Source organism: Mesorhizobium neociceri, assembly GCF_013520985.1.
GTDB lineage: Bacteria > Pseudomonadota > Alphaproteobacteria > Rhizobiales > Rhizobiaceae > Mesorhizobium > Mesorhizobium neociceri.
The window spans coordinates 187,691-205,115 of sequence record NZ_JACDTY010000007.1 but is presented as its reverse complement, the minus strand read 5'-3'; the positions used below and the strand labels follow the sequence as shown (position 1 = coordinate 205,115).

22 protein-coding genes are annotated in these 17,425 nt (G+C 61.0%); 16 read left to right on the top strand and 6 right to left on the bottom strand.

The genetic code is table 11. The annotated features are described in order from the left end of the window. Positions 1-32 precede the first annotated feature (32 nt). Positions 33-890 (bottom strand): alpha/beta fold hydrolase, encoded by an 858-nt coding sequence (locus tag H0241_RS16570; RefSeq protein ID WP_181058728.1) that lies wholly within the window; start codon positions 888-890, stop codon positions 33-35. 148 nt (positions 891-1,038) lie between these two features. Between H0241_RS16570 and H0241_RS16565 the strand changes: the two genes are divergently transcribed. Beyond that, the gene (locus H0241_RS16565; protein ID WP_181058727.1) at positions 1,039-1,590 is read left to right on the top strand and encodes a methyltransferase family protein; all 552 of its coding nucleotides are present in this window, start codon (positions 1,039-1,041) and stop codon (positions 1,588-1,590) included. Between the two features lie 48 nt (positions 1,591-1,638). Next, on the top strand, positions 1,639-2,034 hold the full coding sequence (locus H0241_RS16560) for a (R)-mandelonitrile lyase (protein ID WP_181058726.1): 396 nt from the start codon (positions 1,639-1,641) through the stop codon (positions 2,032-2,034). Positions 2,035-2,158: 124 nt separating this feature from the next. Here H0241_RS16560 and H0241_RS16555 read toward each other — a convergent pair whose 3' ends face one another. Beyond that, complete coding sequence (locus H0241_RS16555) at positions 2,159-3,361, bottom strand: pyridoxal phosphate-dependent aminotransferase (protein ID WP_181058725.1); 1,203 nt, start codon at positions 3,359-3,361, stop codon at positions 2,159-2,161. 276 nt (positions 3,362-3,637) lie between these two features. On the opposite strand from H0241_RS16555, the gene H0241_RS16550 reads away from it, so the two are divergent. Both H0241_RS16550 and H0241_RS16545 read left to right on the top strand, forming a co-directional pair. Beyond that, a complete protein-coding gene (locus H0241_RS16550; RefSeq protein WP_181058724.1) occupies positions 3,638-4,531 on the top strand; it encodes an EAL domain-containing protein in 894 nt (297 codons plus the stop codon). Then, on the top strand, positions 4,528-5,388 hold the full coding sequence (locus H0241_RS16545) for an EAL domain-containing protein (protein WP_181058723.1): 861 nt from the start codon (positions 4,528-4,530) through the stop codon (positions 5,386-5,388). Before H0241_RS16550 ends, H0241_RS16545 begins: the two co-directional genes overlap by 4 nt. A gap of 34 nt (positions 5,389-5,422) precedes the next feature. Here H0241_RS16545 and H0241_RS16540 read toward each other — a convergent pair whose 3' ends face one another. From H0241_RS16540 to H0241_RS16530, 3 genes are all read right to left on the bottom strand, one after another. Continuing rightward, positions 5,423-5,677 carry a type II toxin-antitoxin system RelE family toxin gene (locus tag H0241_RS16540; RefSeq protein ID WP_181058722.1) on the bottom strand — a complete coding sequence of 85 codons (255 nt, stop codon included), beginning with the start codon at positions 5,675-5,677 and terminating at the stop codon, positions 5,423-5,425. After that, positions 5,674-5,874, bottom strand: coding sequence for a hypothetical protein (locus H0241_RS16535; RefSeq protein WP_181058721.1), 201 nt, complete (start codon positions 5,872-5,874; stop codon positions 5,674-5,676). The genes H0241_RS16540 and H0241_RS16535 overlap by 4 nt, the downstream gene beginning before the upstream one ends. A gap of 246 nt (positions 5,875-6,120) precedes the next feature. Then, the gene (locus H0241_RS16530) at positions 6,121-6,333 is read right to left on the bottom strand and encodes a cold-shock protein (protein WP_015316174.1); all 213 of its coding nucleotides are present in this window, start codon (positions 6,331-6,333) and stop codon (positions 6,121-6,123) included. A gap of 298 nt (positions 6,334-6,631) precedes the next feature. Here H0241_RS16530 and H0241_RS16525 point away from each other — a divergent pair, with 298 nt between their 5' ends. Next, complete coding sequence (locus H0241_RS16525; RefSeq protein ID WP_181058850.1) at positions 6,632-6,958, top strand: hypothetical protein; 327 nt, start codon at positions 6,632-6,634, stop codon at positions 6,956-6,958. A 19-nt stretch (positions 6,959-6,977) separates the two neighbouring features. Here H0241_RS16525 and H0241_RS16520 read toward each other — a convergent pair whose 3' ends face one another. Then, positions 6,978-7,559 carry a methylated-DNA--[protein]-cysteine S-methyltransferase gene (locus tag H0241_RS16520; protein ID WP_181058720.1) on the bottom strand — a complete coding sequence of 194 codons (582 nt, stop codon included), beginning with the start codon at positions 7,557-7,559 and terminating at the stop codon, positions 6,978-6,980. Positions 7,560-7,737: 178 nt separating this feature from the next. On the opposite strand from H0241_RS16520, the gene H0241_RS16515 reads away from it, so the two are divergent. The 11 genes from H0241_RS16515 (at position 7,738) to H0241_RS16465 (ending at position 17,407) form a co-directional block, all read left to right on the top strand. Beyond that, on the top strand, positions 7,738-8,673 hold the full coding sequence (locus H0241_RS16515) for a transglycosylase SLT domain-containing protein (protein ID WP_181058719.1): 936 nt from the start codon (positions 7,738-7,740) through the stop codon (positions 8,671-8,673). A 5-nt stretch (positions 8,674-8,678) separates the two neighbouring features. After that, positions 8,679-9,167, top strand: coding sequence for a GNAT family N-acetyltransferase (locus H0241_RS16510; protein ID WP_181058718.1), 489 nt, complete (start codon positions 8,679-8,681; stop codon positions 9,165-9,167). 408 nt (positions 9,168-9,575) lie between these two features. Next, positions 9,576-10,844, top strand: a complete 1,269-nt coding sequence (locus H0241_RS16505; protein WP_181058717.1) for an ABC transporter substrate-binding protein — start codon at positions 9,576-9,578, stop codon at positions 10,842-10,844. Between the two features lie 44 nt (positions 10,845-10,888). Beyond that, positions 10,889-11,845 carry a carbohydrate ABC transporter permease gene (locus H0241_RS16500; RefSeq protein WP_235984309.1) on the top strand — a complete coding sequence of 319 codons (957 nt, stop codon included), beginning with the start codon at positions 10,889-10,891 and terminating at the stop codon, positions 11,843-11,845. Position 11,846: 1 nt separating this feature from the next. Further along, entirely contained in the window at positions 11,847-12,671 is an 825-nt protein-coding gene (locus H0241_RS16495) for a carbohydrate ABC transporter permease (protein WP_181058716.1), read from the top strand. A 103-nt stretch (positions 12,672-12,774) separates the two neighbouring features. Then, a complete protein-coding gene (locus tag H0241_RS16490; RefSeq protein ID WP_181058715.1) occupies positions 12,775-13,518 on the top strand; it encodes a DUF899 family protein in 744 nt (247 codons plus the stop codon). A gap of 273 nt (positions 13,519-13,791) precedes the next feature. After that, positions 13,792-14,256 (top strand): cupin domain-containing protein, encoded by a 465-nt coding sequence (locus tag H0241_RS16485; protein ID WP_181058714.1) that lies wholly within the window; start codon positions 13,792-13,794, stop codon positions 14,254-14,256. A 253-nt stretch (positions 14,257-14,509) separates the two neighbouring features. Continuing rightward, a complete protein-coding gene (locus tag H0241_RS16480; RefSeq protein WP_181058713.1) occupies positions 14,510-14,902 on the top strand; it encodes a RidA family protein in 393 nt (130 codons plus the stop codon). Positions 14,903-14,986: 84 nt separating this feature from the next. After that, positions 14,987-15,379: a Rid family hydrolase gene (locus H0241_RS16475; RefSeq protein ID WP_181058712.1), complete on the top strand. Its 393-nt coding sequence runs from the start codon at positions 14,987-14,989 to the stop codon at positions 15,377-15,379. Positions 15,380-15,509: 130 nt separating this feature from the next. Beyond that, on the top strand, positions 15,510-15,767 hold the full coding sequence (locus tag H0241_RS16470) for a hypothetical protein (RefSeq protein WP_181058711.1): 258 nt from the start codon (positions 15,510-15,512) through the stop codon (positions 15,765-15,767). Between the two features lie 32 nt (positions 15,768-15,799). After that, the gene (locus H0241_RS16465; protein ID WP_181058710.1) at positions 15,800-17,407 is read left to right on the top strand and encodes an AIPR family protein; all 1,608 of its coding nucleotides are present in this window, start codon (positions 15,800-15,802) and stop codon (positions 17,405-17,407) included. Positions 17,408-17,425 lie beyond the last annotated feature (18 nt).

The following is a 17,425-nucleotide window of genomic DNA, read 5'->3' as shown; positions in this document are numbered from 1 at the left end:
CAGAAGCCGGGATCAGAAACTGTCGGGAAGTTTCAGCGGGCCTGGCTTTGCAGCGCAGGACTGGCTGTGCTCTGCTTCACTACCGCCTCGGCAAAGCGCGACAGCAGCGGGTTGAACAGCTCCGGCTGTTCCCAGAACGGTGCATGGCCGGCGCCTGATATGACATGGCACTGTTCCCACAGCGAGGCGTAGGCCACCGTCTCGAAGTAGCTCAGCCGCACCAGCGGATCATGCTCTCCGTTGATGACAGCGACCGGGAACGAAGCGTGTTCGACCACCTGTTTCTGGTCGGCGCCGCCGCCGGCAAACATGCTGCGCGCGACGCCGGCGCGAAGCCTGCCGTCGGTGCGCCTTATGGCTTCGCGGAAAGACGGACTTGCGGTGTCGCCGAAGCAAAGCGCCTCAAAACGCTCGACGTCGCGTTCGGAGTAGACCTTCTTGGAAGCGAGCAGCATGTCCCAGTTGGCATGAAAGCCGCGCAACATTCCGAGAGGCCCCCTCGAAACCGGCGGCGCCCCGGTCAGCACCAGGCCGCTCACCGCATGGTGGAAGCTGGCAAGTTCGATCGCCACATGGCCGCCGAGCGACCAGCCGAAGATGATGGCGCGGTCGATGCCCAAGGCATCGAGAAGTCGGGCTGTGGTCTGGGCAAGGCCGGCAATCGTATAGGCGGTTGCCGGGTCGCGGGCATCGGAGGACTCACCATGGCCGGGAAGGTCGAAGGCGATCAGCCGGTGGGCATCGGCGAGCGGACTGTCGAACTGACGGGCAAACACGGCGCGCGAACTGCCGGAACCATGAATCATGACGATGGGTATGCCGGAGCCCGACGACTGGCTGAGGCGCAAATCGGCCTGGGGCGTGCGGAACGTGCGGTCGGAAATGCTCATGCTGGATTAGACCTTCAGATTTGCCTGAAGGCCAACATCGCATCGCGGGCTCTATATGTTCTTTAAACATGTGGTTAAGAAAGGATTTCTAGAAATCGACCATCGGCGTGACCGCCGGGTCCATGGCAACCACCGCGGAATCCCGACAATGGAACCAGCCCTCGACCTTCTTGTCTCGATCTGCAGCATCGCGACGCTTGGCCAGTATGTCTGGTCGATGCGGGCGCATTTCCAATCGCAGGCCATGTCTCCAGGCGCCATCGTGATATCGGCGGCGGTCATCGCCACGGCGCTGTTCTTTCTGGCCATACTGTGGATCCAATCGCAGCCGGTTTCGGCAAAGCTCATCGGGCTCGTCATCGAACTGGCAAGCTCGGCCCTGTTCTGGTGGGCGATTGTCACGTCGCGCAAGGCGCGGCTGCGCTTCGCATTCGCGCCTGACGATCCGCACAGCCTGCTGACCGACGGCCCCTATGGCTATGTCCGCCACCCGTTCTATACGTCCTACATCATCTTCTGGATCGGGTGGGGAATCGCGACCTGGTCGATCTGGGCGGTAGTGCCCGTCGCTGGGATTGCCGTCCTCTATGTGTTTGCGGCGCTCGACGAAGAGAAGAAGTTTTCGCGCACACCGCTCGCCGACTCATACAAGGCCTATCGTGGGCGTGCCGGCTTGTTCTGGCCGCGGCTGGGGTGGTAGCCGGCGCCGGGGCAGGGTAGGTTCAGCCGAACTCGAGGATTGCCAAAGATGAAGATCATTGCCTGCGGCAGCGTGCCGACCATCATCGCCCCGGAGAAGTATTTCACCGGCCGCGTTCTGCAGACGCCGATCATCGAGAAGGAAGCGCCGGCGCGGCTGCGCGCCACGCTGGTCAGCTTCGAGCCCGGCGCACGCACCCACTGGCACACGCATCCGCTTGGCCAGACGCTCTATGTCACTTCGGGCGCCGGCCTCGCGCAGGCATGGGGCGGGCCGATCCAGGAGATCAGAGCCGGCGACGTCATCTCGTTCGAGCCCGGCGAGAAGCATTGGCATGGTGCGGGTCCGAAGACGACGATGAGCCATGTCGCCATGCAGGAAGCGCTCGACGGCGTCCATGCCGATTGGATGGAAGCGGTAACCCCTGAACAATATGGCGGCTGAGCGCATGGCGGCGAAACCGGCATGCACGAAACTCTTCGCCACCGCCTATGCCGGAGCAAGAGCATGAGGCGCCAACAAAAAACCCGGCGGTGACGCCGGGTTTTTCTGTTTCAGGCTGTCCTGATCAGGTCAGCGATGCCGTGAACCGCTGGATGCGCGTGCAGGCTTCCTCCAGCAGCGTCTCCGACGTCGCGTAGGAGATGCGGAAGTTGGGGCCGAGGCCGAAGGCCGAGCCGAACACCACCGCGACGCCCTCAGCCTCGAGCAGTTCCGAGCAGAAGGCTTCGTCGGTGTCGATGACCTTGCCGGCCTTGGTCTTCTTGCCGATCAGCTGCGCGCAGGATGGGTAGACGTAGAAGGCACCTTCGGGCGACGGGCAGCTGATGCCGCGCGCCTGGTTCAGCATCGACACGACAAGATCGCGCCTGCCTTGAAAGATTGCCTTGTTCCTGGCGACGAAATCCTGCGGACCGTTGAGCGCCTCGACCGAGGCCCATTGCGCGATGGTGCAGGCGCCCGAGGTTTGCTGGCCCTGGATCATGTCCATAGCCTTGATCAGCTGCACCGGACCCGCGGCATAGCCGATGCGCCAGCCGGTCATGGCATAGGCTTTCGACACGCCGTTCATGGTCAGCGTGCGCTCGCAGAGTTTTGGCTCGACCTCGGCGATCGTCTTGAAGACGAAGTCGCCATAGGTCAGGTGCTCGTACATGTCGTCCGTCAGCGTCCAGACATGCGGATGCTTCAACAGCACATTGGCCAGCGCGCGCAGCTCGGCTTCCGTATAGGCGGCGCCCGACGGGTTGGACGGCGAGTTCATCAGCAGCCATTTGGTCTTCGGCGTGATCGCCTTTTCCAGCACGGCCGGCGTCAGCTTGAAACCATTGTCGATCGAGGTGTCGGCAAACACCGAGGTACCGCCGCAGATCGCCACCATTTCGGGATAGCTGACCCAGTAGGGGCGGGGGATGATGACCTCGTCGCCTGGGTTCAGCGTCGCCATGAAGGCGTTGAACAGGATCTGCTTGCCGCCGGTGCCGACAATGGTCTGCTCAGGCTTGTAGTCGAGATTGTTCTCGCGCTTGAACTTTTTGGCGATTGCCTCGCGCAGCGGCACAATGCCCGAAACCGGCGGGTACTTGGTCTCGCCACGGCGGATCGCCTCGATCGCCGCATTCTTGATGTTGTCGGGCGTATCGAAATCCGGTTCGCCGGCGCCGAGGCCGATAATGTCACGGCCGGCATTTTTCAGCTCGCGGGCTTTCTGCGTCACGGCGATGGTGGCGGAAGGCTTCACGCGGGAAAGGGCGTCGGCAAGAAAGGCCATGACCAGATATCTCCAGAGGGGTCGGCGCAGCGGAAACAGCTGCGGCGCTTCTCATGTCGCATCAACCCGCCAAGTGCAAGCATTGTCGGATGAGCCAGGGTCAAGGGCCTGTGAAGATCGGCCTTTGGAGCACCGCGTATGCCGGGTTTCGTCCGAGCTTGGGACCTTGCAATCCATGGGGCGCATCCCCGGCAAGAATAAATTCATCAACGGCCGTTAAAACCTTTGACTGCAGGATCGCCAGCCATTTCGCCTGTCTCGCGGAGCGAGGGACCCTTGTCGCGCAGCATCGGGCTTGCCCACATCATCCGTAACGATGACGGCACCTCTTCAGGTGTCTGGGGGCTCTACACCCTGCAGAGCGCCTTCCAGCCGATCTTCGCCTTCAACGAGGGCAAATTGTCGGTGGCGGCGTTCGAGGGGCTGATCCGGCCGTTCCGCGACGGCGAGCCGCAATCGCCGATGAATTTCTTCTCGACCTGTCCGGCCGGCGACCGCCTGCATATCGAGGCGCTGACGCGCACGCTGCATTTGCTCAACGCCGGCGCCTGCCTGCCGCAAGAGGCCTCGATCTTCATCAATTTCGACCCGTCGGTGTTCACCGAGCGTTCCATCGCCGACAACGCGCTGCGCGACATGCGCCTGGTGTTGCACGAGGCCGGGATCGATCCGCGCCGCATCGTGTGCGAGGTCACCGAGCAGAAATCGGCGTCGCAGGAAACGCTTTACAGCTTCGTCGAGGCGCTGCGTGCCAATGGCTTCCGCATCGCCGTCGACGACTATGGAGCCGATGAATCCGACATCAACCGCATCAAGGAACTCAAGCCGGACATCGTCAAATTCGATGCGCACTGGATCACGCAGCTGATGGAGTCCGGGGCCGGCTTTGCCCTGTTGACCACCATGGTGACGAACTTCGAACAGCAAGGCATCCGCACCGTGTTCGAGGGCATCGAGGAGGGCTGGCAGCTTGAACTGGCCGAAAAATCGGGCGCCTCGATGGTGCAGGGTTTCGTGCTGGCAAAGCCGGAACTGGCGCCGACCAGCTTTCGCGTTTTCGGCAAGGATGCGCAGCCACCTGCCGCGGCGACCGAGCCAGCCAAGGCGCCTGCCGGCCGAACCGCTGCAGCGCGGCCGGGCCGGGTGTTCGGGCGCAGGATCGGCCCATGACCGGGCAGCGCGAGCGGCGGCGCGACGTCGGCGAAGCTATCTTCGCCGACGAGGTCGGCATCGAATACGGCGTCTATGGCGCGTTTCGGCTGAAGAGCGCCTACCAGCCGATCTTTACGCCACGCGGCGGCGCGCTGGCCGCGGTCGCCGTCGAGGCACTGATCGAACCGCACCGCGCGGCCATGCCGGTTGCGCCTTCCGTGTTCTTCGACAGCATCACGGCGGGCGACCGCCTGTTTGTCGAGACGATGTGCCGGATGCTGCATCTTAGAAATTTCCGCAACATCGGCGTCGACGGGCTCGACCTGTTCTTCAACTACAACCCGATGATCAACGATCATCTCGGGCGTGCATTGGCCGAGATCCGGCTGATGACCCGGCATCTCGGCGATCTCGACCTGCATGCCGGCATGCTGGTCTGCGAAATCACGGAGCAGGCCGCCGACGATCAAGTGCTGGCCCCGCTGGTGCGCGAGATGCGGCGCCACGGCGTTCGCATCGCCATCGACGATTTCGGCACCGGCCATTCGACCGCGGAGCGGATGAGCCTGCTTCAACCGGATATCGTGAAGATCGATGGCGGCTGGTTCGCCGAATTCTGCCGCCACGCGGCCGCCGAGCGCTTCTTCCGGCCGCTTGTCTCGTCGCTGCACGATCGCGGCGCCAAGGTGCTGGTCGAAGGCATCGAGCAGGCGACACATCTGCGCGTCGCGCTGGATGGTGGTGTCGACCTGCTGCAGGGATATCATCTCGGCCGCCCGACGCTGGCCGGTACGCTCTTCAACCAGGAGCCGCTGTCGATCGAGGCGCTGATGGGCGCTGACAACAAGGTGGTGCCGTTGCATCTGCGGCGCTGAGGATCGCGCCAAAACAAATCGCAGAATGGCTCGACTACTTCAGCAGATGTTCATAGTCGGCATGTGTTCCGATCCAGAACCAGATCACATCGTCATTATTGCGAACAGCGACAGCCCGGTAGTTGTCATCCACACGCGCCGACCAATAGCGTCCGACCTGCTTGAAATGCAATGACGGGTCAAACGGGTCAGAACGGAGTCTGGCAAAACGCCTGTCCGCCTTTGCTCTGATCGACGATGGCAGTTTTTCATAACCCTCCCAGAATGATGGAGAGGCGACGTGGTTCACAGAGGCCGGGTCCGGCCACCGCGATGGTCAGCCAGGGCCTGTTCGGCAAGCTTGTCTAGCCGGCCTGCCTTGGCGTCGGCTTCGATCTGCCGATCCCACATATCCGCCCGAAGCGCCTCGAACCATGCGGCAAAGGCCTTCAGTTCCTCGGGGCTCAGGGCTGCGACGGATTTTTCGATCTGTTCGAGCTTGGTCATGGAGTGGAAAATAACATGATCGAGGTTGCAGGGCCAAGTATCTGCACCAGACAAACAAAAAGGCGGGATAAATCCCGCCTTCCCATTTTCGGTAGCCTGATTGGGAGCTTTAAGTCCGGGCTGGCAGCTATCTGCTGATCCAGCTGGTCGAGTCTTTCCGCTCCAACGCGCTTCTCGCGCGACTGTCAGTACATCCGTGACCTGCCGCGCGCCCCGAACTCTCGTTCAGCGCGCGCTATCGCAAAATCAGGCTGCCTTGCTCAGAGAACCAGCGGACGACTTGCCTGTGCGGCGGTCCTGCTCGATCTCGAAGTTGATCTTCTGGCCTTCGACCAGGGTCGACAGCCCAGCGCGCTCGACAGCGGAGATGTGGACGAAAACGTCCGCGCCGCCCGAATCAGGCTGAATGAAGCCGAAGCCCTTGGTGGCATTGAACCACTTGACCGTACCAGTTGCCATATGAATAGTCCTCGCATTTGCTTTGGTTTGACCGAACCGAGGTTCAGCCGGTGTGTATCGAGATTTTGGAGATAGACGTCAGCAAACGCGAAGATCGCGAGGCCCGGATCGATCGGCCGAAATATCAATGGACCTCATATAGGCAGGTTTTGCACCAAAAACAAGACGGCTCGAAAAATGGCGCCGCCGTGGCATCGCCCAAAGGCCGCCCCAATCGCATGAAAGCGTTGAGCAATCGGGAAGATCGGGACGCCCCACGGCGTTAGTCCGGTTTTGGGAGACAACCATGAAAACCGTCGTGAAAACCATTCTGCTGGCTGTCTGTCTGACGCTGGCGGCCGCCGAAGCGCAGGCGATTTCGCGCTACGACCCCACCCGTATGAGCTGCGACAGGGTGCAAGGCACGATCGCCCGCCAGGGCGCGGTCATCCTGCGCTATCAGTCCAGACGCGTGCCGGGGCTACCGCTCTTCGACCGCTATGTGCAGAGCCAGCAATTCTGCAACATCGGCGAGGTCAGGAAGCGTGCCTATGTGCCGAGCGCCGATACCGATTCCTGCCCGGTCTATCTCTGCAAGCGGATCGAGAATGACCATTTCCATCGCCGCTTCCTGCGCAGGCATTAGTCCTTTCGGGTTCTGATTCTTAGAACCCGAACGAGACCTGGGCCGGGGGCGGCGGGCCGACGCGGACGCCTTCCATGGCCAGCATCTTTTCCTTGGTGACCGAGCCGCCGGGCGCCGAGAAGCCGCCGATCTTGCCACCCGCGGCCAGGATGCGGTGGCACGGGATGACCAGCGGCACCGGGTTGGCGCCGAGCGCTGCCCCGGTTTCGCGCGGCAGGCCGGGCTGGCCGGCGCGCTTGGCCAGTTCGCCATAGGTCGTTGTCTCGCCATAGCCGAGCTTTCGCGCCGCGTCGTAGATGGCGAGGCGGAAGTCGTCGACGCCGTCCAAATCGACCGGCACGCCGGAGAAATCGACGTCCTCGCCTGAGGCATAGGCCTTGATCGAGGCGATCAGCTCGACGACCCATTGCGGCTGCCCAGTGTCGGCGACCGTATTGCCTGAGACACCGGGGTGCCGCATCAGCCGGCGCTCCACCGCTTCGGGGCTCTTTTCGGGCAGGCAGAGCCGGATCAGGCCCTTTTCGCTCCAGGCAATGCCCATGAAGCCGATCACTGTTTCTAACACTGCGTGGCCGGCTGTGATCGAAGATGTCGTTTCCATGATGCGCTCCTTTCCGCAAAGTGGCGAAAACCGGCATACCGACCGGTACATATGCAGAACAATATGGCATCTGGGGCCAGCTCTCGCCACCCGAAAACCACCAGACGGCCCCGATTGCTCACCAGGAATCGCTGGTGTAAGGACTTCTTAACAACCCGACAAACCGGACCCGCGCGGCTTGCCAGCAAAATTCAACTTTATTGCGATCTGCGTGATCGTCGGTGCCGCTGCACTCAGCGGCTGCCAATCGACTTCGCAGATGAAGGCTACGCCTGCGCTGACTGAAACCGCGACCGTCGCCGGCAGCGATGCCGGGTTCACCGTGCCGCTGCCCGACACGGTTTCGGTGCTGCCGCAATCCTCGGGCACAACCCCCGTCCAGGCGGCCGAAGCGACGCCCGTAACCCCAGCGCTCGATGCCGCTGCGCAGCCGGTTGCCGCGACCGCGGCCTTTGCCGGCGCGACGCCCACGGCTCCGGCCGTGCCCGCAGTCATAGCCGCCAGTGCCTGGCAGGCGCCAGCGCCTGCCAAAGCCGGGCAGCCAGTCACGGCTGAGACATACACGACCGCCGGGCTTGTCATGCCGGCGACCGCCAAAGATGGCCAGAAAACCTTGCCCGGCGTACAGCAGGTGGCCTATGTTGGGCCGCAGAATCCGGCTGCCCTGGTGCAGTTCCCTGCCGCCCCGCTCAGCCCGGCGCCAGCAGAAGAGCGTGCGACCGGCATGCGCGGCGACATCGACCAGCTGATCCAGAAATACGCCGTACTCTACGAGGTGCCGGTCGATCTGGTGCGCCGTGTCGTCAGCCGCGAAAGCACCTACAATCCCAAGGCCTACAATAACGGCCATTGGGGCCTGATGCAGATCAAGCACGCGACGGCGCGCGGCATGGGCTATGACGGGCCGGCCAAGGGCCTGTTCGACGCCGAGACCAATCTGAAATACGCGGTCAAATACCTGCGCGGCGCCTGGTTGGTGTCGGACGGCAATGCCAAGAAGGCCGACTGGCTCTACCAGACCGGCTATTATTTCGACGCCAAGCGCAAAGGCCTGCTCGAGGCGACCGGCCTCGGCGTCGATCGCAAGCGCCGCCGGCTGCAGCCCGACGCCTGAGCACAATGCCTGAACCGCGCCCGCCGGCTCCAAACGATATCCGGCTGCGCAAGATCCTCGACGAGACAATCGTTGCCCCGCATTGGCCGGAGGGTTTCGTCATGCGCTGCTTCGAGCCCGGTGATGCATCGGCCGTGCATGCACTTTTGACCGAAGTGTTCGACGACGGTACAGACGGCCCGTTCGAGGAATGGTGGCCGCGCATGTCAGGTAATCCTGAATTCGACGCGGCGCTGTGTTTCCTAGTCATCGACGCCAAGGGCCGGCTGGTGGCGGCTGCGCTGTGCAGGAGGTCGGCCTTTGTCAGGGACCTCGCCGTCCACCCCGAGGCGCGCGGCCGGGGCATTGCGGAAGCATTGATGTGGCACGTCTTCTCCGCCTTTCGCGATCGCGGCGCCGACCACGTCGACCTGAAGACCAACACGGTCGAGAATGCCGCCGCGCTCAGGCTCTATGAGCGGCTGGGCATGGTGCCCGTCGCCTGGGAAGGCTAAGGCGGATTGCACTGTTGAAATCCTGCCGATTGTGAACTGCTTCACATAGGCCGCCGCAACCGGGTGCTACTTCACGATCCATGCCTTTCGACCGATGGCGGATCGACGACTGGCAGATGTGGAGCGGCTGCACCGGCATGTGTTCAGCCACTCCTTGGCGGGTCCCAGGCGGGGGTTTGGGGCCCGCCAGTCGTTTTGCCCTGTGAGCGCTGAGCGCCGGGGCATCGATCCAGCCAATCGTCACCCTTCAAAACTTCAGCCGGCAGAGGGACCGGCGCGGTCGCCGATCAAACGGAATGGCTTGAGTCGGGAACCCAATAGCCTCGCTCCGCATTCAAGTGCCGGGTGGGATCCGAAGAGCTACCGTGGGGAGGTCTCCGTCGCGGGCGGCAAAGGAGATCCACCACCATGAAGTTTTTTCACGCATTTCGGATGCTCGCCGTCGCCGCCATGCTGGCGGCCACGCCGGCGCGTGCCGTCGACCTGTCAATCGTCTCGGGCGACACCGGCAACGGCATCAAGGTTCTGCGCGAGATACTCGATCGCTACGAGAAAGAGAGCGGCAACAAGGTCACCATCGTCGTCATGCCGTCGTCGACGACCGATCAGTTCGGCCAGTACAGGCTGTGGCTTGCCGCCGGAAACAGCGACATCGACGTCTACCAGACCGACGTCATCTGGGCCCCGCAGCTCGCCAGCCAACTCGTCGACCTGACTGCCGCGACCAAGGATGTCGTCGCCACCCATTTTCCGTCGATCATCCAGTCGCAGACCGTCGACGGCAAGCTGGTCGCCCTGCCGATCTTCACCGATGCGCCGGCGCTCTACTATCGCAAGGATCTCCTCGACAAATACGGCGCCAAGGTGCCGGTCACCTGGAAGGAACTGGCCGACACCGCCAGGCTCATTGTCGACAAGGAGCGTGCGGCGGGCAACCGCGACGTATGGGGCTTCGTCTTCCAGGGCAACGCCTATGAAGGCCTGACCTGCAACGCGCTCGAATGGGTGATGTCGAATGGCGGCGGCCAGATCATCGAGCCGGACGGCACCATCTCCATCAACAACAGCCAAGCGGCGGCAGCACTCGACATGGCCAAGGGTTGGATCGGCACCATCTCGCCAGCTGGCGTGCTCGCCTACCAGGAAGAGGAATCGCGCGGCGTCTGGCAGACCGGCAATGCCGTCTTCATGCGCAACTGGCCCTATGCCTATGCGCTCGGCAACAGTGAGGGCTCGCCGATCAAGGGCAAGTTCGATGTCGCACCGCTGCCGGCCGGAACCGGCGAAGGTGCCCGGCCGGCCGCGGCACTGGGCGGCTGGAACCTTGCGGTGTCGAAGTATTCGAAGAACCCGGACACGGCGATCGAGCTGGTCAAGTTCATCGCCTCGCCGGAGATGCAGAAATACCGCACGCTGAAGACCTCCAACCTGCCGACCATCCAGGCGCTCTATGACGATGCCGACATCGCCAGGGAACAGCCGATCGTTCCGCGCTGGAAGCGGATCTTCCTCAATGCGACGCCGCGTCCCTCGGCCGCGGTCAAGGTCAAATACAACGAGGCGTCGAGCCAGTTCTGGAATGCCGTCCACGAGACCATGACTGGTGAAGGCAGCGCCGCCGACAACCTCGCCGATCTCGAAGCGACGCTGACCAAACTGAAGGGCAGCGGCTGGTGACCACCGCGCCGGCGAAGCCGGTCGCAATGGCCGGAGGCGAACCGATGCCCGGAACAGCCCGAGCCCCGCTGCCACCCTCGCGACTGATGCGCCAGCGCGTGCGCTCGGCCTGGCTGTTCCTTGCGCCAATGCTTCTGGTGCTCGCCGCCATCGCCGGCTGGCCGCTGGTGCGCACGGTCTATTTCAGCTTCACCGACGCCTCGCTGTCCGACCTCGAGGCCCGCCAATGGGTCGGCTTCGCCAATTATTTCTCGGTGCTGCACCTGCCGAGCGGCCGGACCATCTATGACGGACTGCTCGTCGACCCGGTCTGGTGGGGCGCCGTCTGGAACACGGTGCGTTTCACCGTGGTTTCGGTGAGCTGCGAGACGGTTCTCGGCATGATCGTTGCCCTGGTGCTCAATGCCGAGTTCGCCGGCCGTGGCATCGTCAGGGCGGCGATCCTCATCCCCTGGGCGATCCCGACGATCGTCTCGGCGAAGATGTGGCAATGGATGCTCAACGACCAGTTCGGCATCATCAACGTGGTGCTGCTCAACCTCGGCTTGATCGACGGCAAGATCGCCTGGACGGCCAGTGCCGACACAGCGATGGTCGCCGTGCTGATCGTCGATATCTGGAAGACGACACCGTTCATGGCGCTGTTGATCCTGGCGGCACTGCAGATGCTGCCGGGCGAGATCATCGAGGTGGCGAAACTCGACGGCGCCAACTCGTGGCAGATATTCTGGCGGGTGACCTTGCCGCTCATCCGCCGGGCGGTGATGGTGGCGGTGATCTTCCGCGCGCTCGATGCGCTGCGCATCTTCGACCTGATCTATGTGCTGACGCCCAACAACGTGCACACCAAGTCGATGTCGGTGTTCGCGCGCGAGAACCTGTTCGAGTTCGACAAGTTCGCCTATGGCTCGGCCGCCTCGACGCTGCTGTTCCTGATCCTCGCGCTGCTTACCATTTCCTATATCCGGATCGGCCGGATAAGCCTGGACGGGGGCCGCTGACATGTGGATCGTCAAGCGCACGGCCTTCTACCTGCTGGTCGCAGTAATCGTCTTCGTCGCCGTGTTCCCGTTCTACTACGCCATCGTCACCAGCCTGAAATCGGGAACTGAATTGTTCCAGGCCGACCTCTGGCCCAAGACGTTCAGTCTCGCCAATTACCGGTCCGTGCTGACCGAGGGCGCCTTCGTGCGCAACCTGATGAATTCGCTGTTCGTCTCGGGCGCGGTCGTCGCAATCTCGCTGTTTCTCGGCGTCACCGCCGCCTATGCGCTGGCACGCATCCGATTTCGCGGCCGCTCGGCGCTGCTGTTCGCCATCCTGTCGGTGTCGATGTTCCCGCAGGTGGCGGTGCTGGCCGGGCTTTTCGAACTGATCCGGCTGTTTCACCTCTACAATTCGCTGTTCGCGCTGATCTTCTCTTACATGATCTTCACTCTGCCGTTCACCGTCTGGGTGCTGACCACCTTCGTCCGCGACCTGCCGGTCGAGGTCGAGGAGGCGGCGATCCTCGACGGCGCGACGCCGTGGATCATCATCACGCGGGTCTTCCTGCCGCTGATGTGGCCGGCGCTGGCGACCACAGGGCTGCTGGCCTTCATCGGCGCATGGAATGAATTCCTCTTTGCCCTGACCTTCACCTCCAACAACGCGCAGCGGACCGTACCGGTGGCGATCGCGCTGCTCTCCGGCAATTCGCAGTTCGAGATCCCATGGGGCAACATCATGGCCGCGTCGGTGATCGTCACGGTGCCGCTGGTGGTGCTGGTTCTCATCTTCCAGCGCAAGATCGTCTCCGGCCTCACCGCCGGCGGGGTCAAGGGATGAGACGGTGGGCGTGCAAAAATGTCGGAACCGATCGCGGCGAAACGTCCTTGGGCCGTAAAGCAATCCGTGCCGGGACGCCGGCGCGACGGCCAAGGAGACGACCATGATCACCTTCCCCAATGAATCCGCTAGATATCGCACCGCCCGCGAAAAGCTTTTGCAGAAGGAAATCGAATTGCGTCGCGCCATGGAGGCCGTGGCCGTCGCGCGGCGTGCCCTGCCGCCAGGCGGGCTGGTGCCGCAGGATTATGTCTTCGACGGGCTGGATGCGGAGGGCAGGCCGGCGCGGATAAAGCTGTCGGAGCTGTTTGCGCCGGGCAAGGATTCGCTGATCCTCTACAACATGATGTTCCCGCGCCATCCGCAGGAAACGCGCGATGTGGCGGCGAGCGGCGAGACCGCGAAGCTGGCGAGGAAGGACCAGCCGTGCCCGTCCTGCACGGCGCTGCTCGATCAGCTCGACGGCGCGGTCGGCCACCTCGAAGGCGCCGGCTTCAATTTCGCCGTGGTGGCCAAGACCGCGCTGGAAAACATGATGGCGCTCGGCCGCGACCGCGGCTGGAGGAACATCCGGCTCATTTCTTCCGCCGGCAATGATTTCAAACGCGACTACCACGCCGAGGCCGATGACGGCGCGCAGCTGCCACTGATGTCGGTATTTCACCGCGATGGAGACGGCATCAGGCATTTCTGGAGTTCGGAGCTTGGTTTCGCGCCAACGGATCCAGGCCAGGATCCCCGCGCCATCGGCACCTGCGAGATCTTGTGGAACCTGATGGATTTTACGCCGGAAGGACGGCCGGATTGGCATGAACAGCTGCAGTATGGCGAGGCGTGTTGTCATTGAGAGAAGCGCGGCCTTACCTTCTCCCCTTGTGGGAGAAGGTGGATCGGCGCGCAGCGCCGAGACGGATGAGGGGTGCTGGAAGGAATGAGGCGGCGGCGATTGTCGCCTTCTCTGTGCGGATGAGGCGGTTGTAACACGGGCGTATCGCCAAGCTGGAACACCCCTCATCCGACCTCGCTTCGCGAGGCCACCTTCTCCCACAAGGGGAGAAGGGGAGGCCTGCGTTCCGCCCGCGTCTGATCTAGACTCAACACCAAAACAAGGGAGCATCCCATGCCCAAGATCGACATGCCATCCGTGCCCGTCCGCAAAGGCTCCGGCTACCCTGCGCCCTTCGACGCCCCTTGCGCCGACCGCACGCGCCGCCGCCTTGGCGACGCCGGAGGCCTCACCGACTTCGGCGTCAACCTGATGACCTTGCCGCCCGGCGGCTGGTCGAGCCAGCGCCATTGGCACAGCCATGAAGACGAGCTCGTCTATGTGCTGGAAGGCGAGCTGGTGCTGGTCGAGGATGGCGGCGAGACGCTGCTCAAGGCCGGCGACTGTGCGACCTTTGCGAAAAACAGCGGCAACGGCCATCACATGATCAACCGTTCCTCGGCCACGGCGCGCTACCTCGAAGTCGGCTCGCGCTCTCAGGACGATGTCATCACCTGCTCCGACATCGACATGATGAGCCCGAGTTCGGATGGGCGGTTCCTGCACAAGGATGGGACGCCGTATCCGGGGCAGGGGTGATGGAGACATGCATCCGCACTGGCGTTCGCCGGGCGGCAGGATAAGCTTCAAGCAATCGCAGAGTCGGCGCCGGCCCCCTCATCCGGCCGCTTCGCGGCCACCTTCTCCCCGCTGGGGAGAAGAGGGAGGCGCCGGCGCTGACAGGCTCCTCTCCGAAGGACGGGCGAGACACGCGGCTCGCCCCGGAACGGTCGCCCGAGCGAAGCGGAGAGCGGGTGAGGGAGCTTGGCACAAACATCAGAGGGAGAACATTATGAACAAGGAAATCATCGATGTGCCGGTGCTGTCGGCGGCGGTGCGTGCGCTCGGCGTGCCGCTGTCGCTGGTGACCAAGGGGGCAGGGCTGGTCTTCGTCTCCGGCATACCGCCGCTCGATCTCGTCACCGGCAAACTGGTCAAGGGCGATATCGAGGTACAGACCGAGGCGTCGCTCAGGGCGTTACGCCATTGTCTCGAAGCGGCGGGCAACTCGCTCAACAACGTGCTGATGGTGCGCATTTACGCCGCCAATGCTGGCTTCTACAGCGCCATCAACCGCGTCTATGCCAGGCACTTCCCGGAAAATCCGCCATCGCGCACCTTCGTGCCGGTGGCGTCATGGCCGATGGAGTTCGATATCGAGATCGAATGTGTGGCGGTGGGGTGAACTGAGCGGCGGCTGGACCATGCGTCGGCGCTGGCGTTCCGCCCGCGCCGGGATAAGCTCCCTGCAAACAAAGGGAGCGCCACCATGAAAAAAGAAATCATCGAAGTGCCGGTCATGTCGGCCAAGGTCCGGGCGCTTGGGCTGCCGTGCTCGACAGCGGTCAGGGCCAACGGCTTCGTGTTCATCTCGGCGACGCCGCCGGTGGACATGGTGACCGGCGAGATGGTGCGCGGCGACATCGAAACGCAGACCGAGGCGTCGTTGAAGGCGCTGAAGCACTGCCTGGAAGCGGCCGGCACCTCGCTGGACAACGTTGTGATGGTGCGCATCTACGCCGTCAATTCCGGCTTCTACATCGCCATCAACCGGGTCTATGCCAAGTATTTCAGCGTGAACCCGCCGGCCCGCAGTTTTGTCCCGGTGGCGTCATGGCCGATGGAGTTCGATATCGAGATCGAATGTGTGGCGGTGGCGTGAGGGTGAATAGCTTCCCAGATTCTATCTCTAAGAGTAGAGCTTTGTTTATTACTGTCGCAGTGCGTGATCGGCTTCTCCAATATGATTTCTTGCCCTAAGATCGAATGGGGTTCGAAAAGTGGGAACAGCAATGGATATCACCGTTGATCAACGCGAAGCTTGGGCAAAGCGGCCTGAAAATCGCGAATGGGAAAATGTGATTGCTCCGCATTACAAGCGACCCGTTGGCGGTTTGGATATAGAAGCACTTCACGAAATTGCCCGTCTCAATGGCCTATTGGATACTCGTGATAAGTACGGCAATCTGAATGTTGGCCAAATTTCGATGAATATTCGTAACAGACTTCGTGTTCTTTGGAAGAATGGGACGCTAAAATTGCCTAGCTGAAATTATTGCGAACGTTTATCGGGAGGGGCGTGATGTCATACTTGGATGCCTTTAAAGCCAATGCAGGACTTATAAAGCAATTAGGCGAGGGTAATGCCTATCTCGCTTGGGTAATGGCTTTATATCTAGAAGAGCCGGATGTGGAGGCTTTGGCTTCTGAGGGTATCACAGATGGACCCAACGATAAGAAAATTGATTTTATATACTTAGATCGCGACACCAAAAGGATTATTTTTTCGCAGGGATATTTATCGGGAACGAAAATCGACGCGGCTCCGGCGAATAAGGCTTCAGACTTGAATACAGCTGCTGCTTGGCTGATATCGGGTGATCTAAAATCTGTACCAACTACGCTGAGGGAGATTATCGTTGAGTGCCGTGAGGCTATCAACGACGGTGAGGTTGAAGGGATTGAGCTCCTCTACGTTCATAATTTGCCTGAGTCGGTTAACGTAACGCGGGAACTTCAGACTGCTGCCCAGCATTTGCAAAAAGCGTTAGGAGATAGCTCCATTTCTATAAGTGCACGAGAACTCGGCGTCTCTAGAATCGAGCATATTTTTGCGACGCAAGAGTCTCATATCGATGTTAAAGATATTATCCATTTCCCATCTGATGTTAAATTTAGTGAATCGGGACCTAAATGGGAAGCATCTGTAGCTTCGGTGCCCGGACTTTGGCTCCATGAACTTTATTCAAAATATGAAGATCGTCTATTTTCTGCAAACTATCGTGGATTCTTAGGCATTAGTAGGAGACGGAGAATAAATACCGGAATTCGACAGTCTGCTGAAACGAAGCCAAAGGATTTTTGGGTATTCAACAACGGGATTACCCTTCTAACCTTAGGTAAAAAGGAAACGAAATCCGGTATCGAATTAACCGGAATATCTATAATAAACGGCGCCCAAACGACGGGCTCTTTGGGCTCTGTGGATCTAAAGAAGAGCGACATAAAATCTGTAAATGTCTTATGCCGTGTGATCCAATGCTCAGATGAGGATTTGGGCCATACCTATGTGCGCAAACGCGGATTTCGAACGGCGGGCGACCAAATAGGCATTGAAGAAGTCGCTCAGCCGCTTTTGGCGTTTCATGGGCGATATCAAGACGGAATTCGAGGAAAAAATCAGATTTTCGAACGAAAACCACTTTACTCCAACGCGTTTGAAAATAAGAAGGCGAGGCATATCCTTCTTGCTTATAGCTTAGCTCGAGCTATAGACGAACGTAGGATTGTTTTGAAGGAGAAATCATCGGCGGCTTCCATAATTAAAATTGAAGAGGATCAGCTCTCTCTATTGAGAAATCTACGGTTTAAATCATTTCTTATAGCTGTTGTTTCGCAAGTGTTGGAATCTATCACGTTGAAGAAGGTCGACCCTCTCACCGTGGCTTTCCAGCCCGATGTAGCTCAAGCCAAGAATAGTTCGCTCGTCGACCTAACTGCAATGTGGGGTCCAGTTGTCGATCATGTTTTGTCTTTGGTTTCGACGCAGGTGACGCCGAGCAGTCTGTCGGAAAATTTCTCCGAAGATACCTTCCTGCCAGCGGTCGCTAAGGCAGTAGGTGCCTTACTTTATGCTGGAAAGGCTGCCGATCAGCATGCTGGATTTTCGAAAGTCATCGCGGACTCATAACTTGGATAGCTCGATACG

Coding starts and splice junctions, on each gene's coding strand:
- H0241_RS16570 (WP_181058728.1), bottom strand. CDS start 890: ATGAGCATTTCCGACCGCACGTTCCGCACGCCCCAGGCCGATTTGCGC.
- H0241_RS16565 (WP_181058727.1), top strand. CDS start 1,039: ATGGAACCAGCCCTCGACCTTCTTGTCTCGATCTGCAGCATCGCGACG.
- H0241_RS16560 (WP_181058726.1), top strand. CDS start 1,639: ATGAAGATCATTGCCTGCGGCAGCGTGCCGACCATCATCGCCCCGGAG.
- H0241_RS16555 (WP_181058725.1), bottom strand. CDS start 3,361: ATGGCCTTTCTTGCCGACGCCCTTTCCCGCGTGAAGCCTTCCGCCACC.
- H0241_RS16545 (WP_181058723.1), top strand. CDS start 4,528: ATGACCGGGCAGCGCGAGCGGCGGCGCGACGTCGGCGAAGCTATCTTC.
- H0241_RS16535 (WP_181058721.1), bottom strand. CDS start 5,874: ATGACCAAGCTCGAACAGATCGAAAAATCCGTCGCAGCCCTGAGCCCC.
- H0241_RS16530 (WP_015316174.1), bottom strand. CDS start 6,333: ATGGCAACTGGTACGGTCAAGTGGTTCAATGCCACCAAGGGCTTCGGC.
- H0241_RS16520 (WP_181058720.1), bottom strand. CDS start 7,559: ATGGAAACGACATCTTCGATCACAGCCGGCCACGCAGTGTTAGAAACA.
- H0241_RS16510 (WP_181058718.1), top strand. CDS start 8,679: ATGCCTGAACCGCGCCCGCCGGCTCCAAACGATATCCGGCTGCGCAAG.
- H0241_RS16505 (WP_181058717.1), top strand. CDS start 9,576: ATGAAGTTTTTTCACGCATTTCGGATGCTCGCCGTCGCCGCCATGCTG.
- H0241_RS16500 (WP_235984309.1), top strand. CDS start 10,889: ATGCCCGGAACAGCCCGAGCCCCGCTGCCACCCTCGCGACTGATGCGC.
- H0241_RS16495 (WP_181058716.1), top strand. CDS start 11,847: ATGTGGATCGTCAAGCGCACGGCCTTCTACCTGCTGGTCGCAGTAATC.
- H0241_RS16490 (WP_181058715.1), top strand. CDS start 12,775: ATGATCACCTTCCCCAATGAATCCGCTAGATATCGCACCGCCCGCGAA.
- H0241_RS16485 (WP_181058714.1), top strand. CDS start 13,792: ATGCCCAAGATCGACATGCCATCCGTGCCCGTCCGCAAAGGCTCCGGC.
- H0241_RS16480 (WP_181058713.1), top strand. CDS start 14,510: ATGAACAAGGAAATCATCGATGTGCCGGTGCTGTCGGCGGCGGTGCGT.
- H0241_RS16475 (WP_181058712.1), top strand. CDS start 14,987: ATGAAAAAAGAAATCATCGAAGTGCCGGTCATGTCGGCCAAGGTCCGG.
- H0241_RS16470 (WP_181058711.1), top strand. CDS start 15,510: ATGGATATCACCGTTGATCAACGCGAAGCTTGGGCAAAGCGGCCTGAA.
- H0241_RS16465 (WP_181058710.1), top strand. CDS start 15,800: ATGTCATACTTGGATGCCTTTAAAGCCAATGCAGGACTTATAAAGCAA.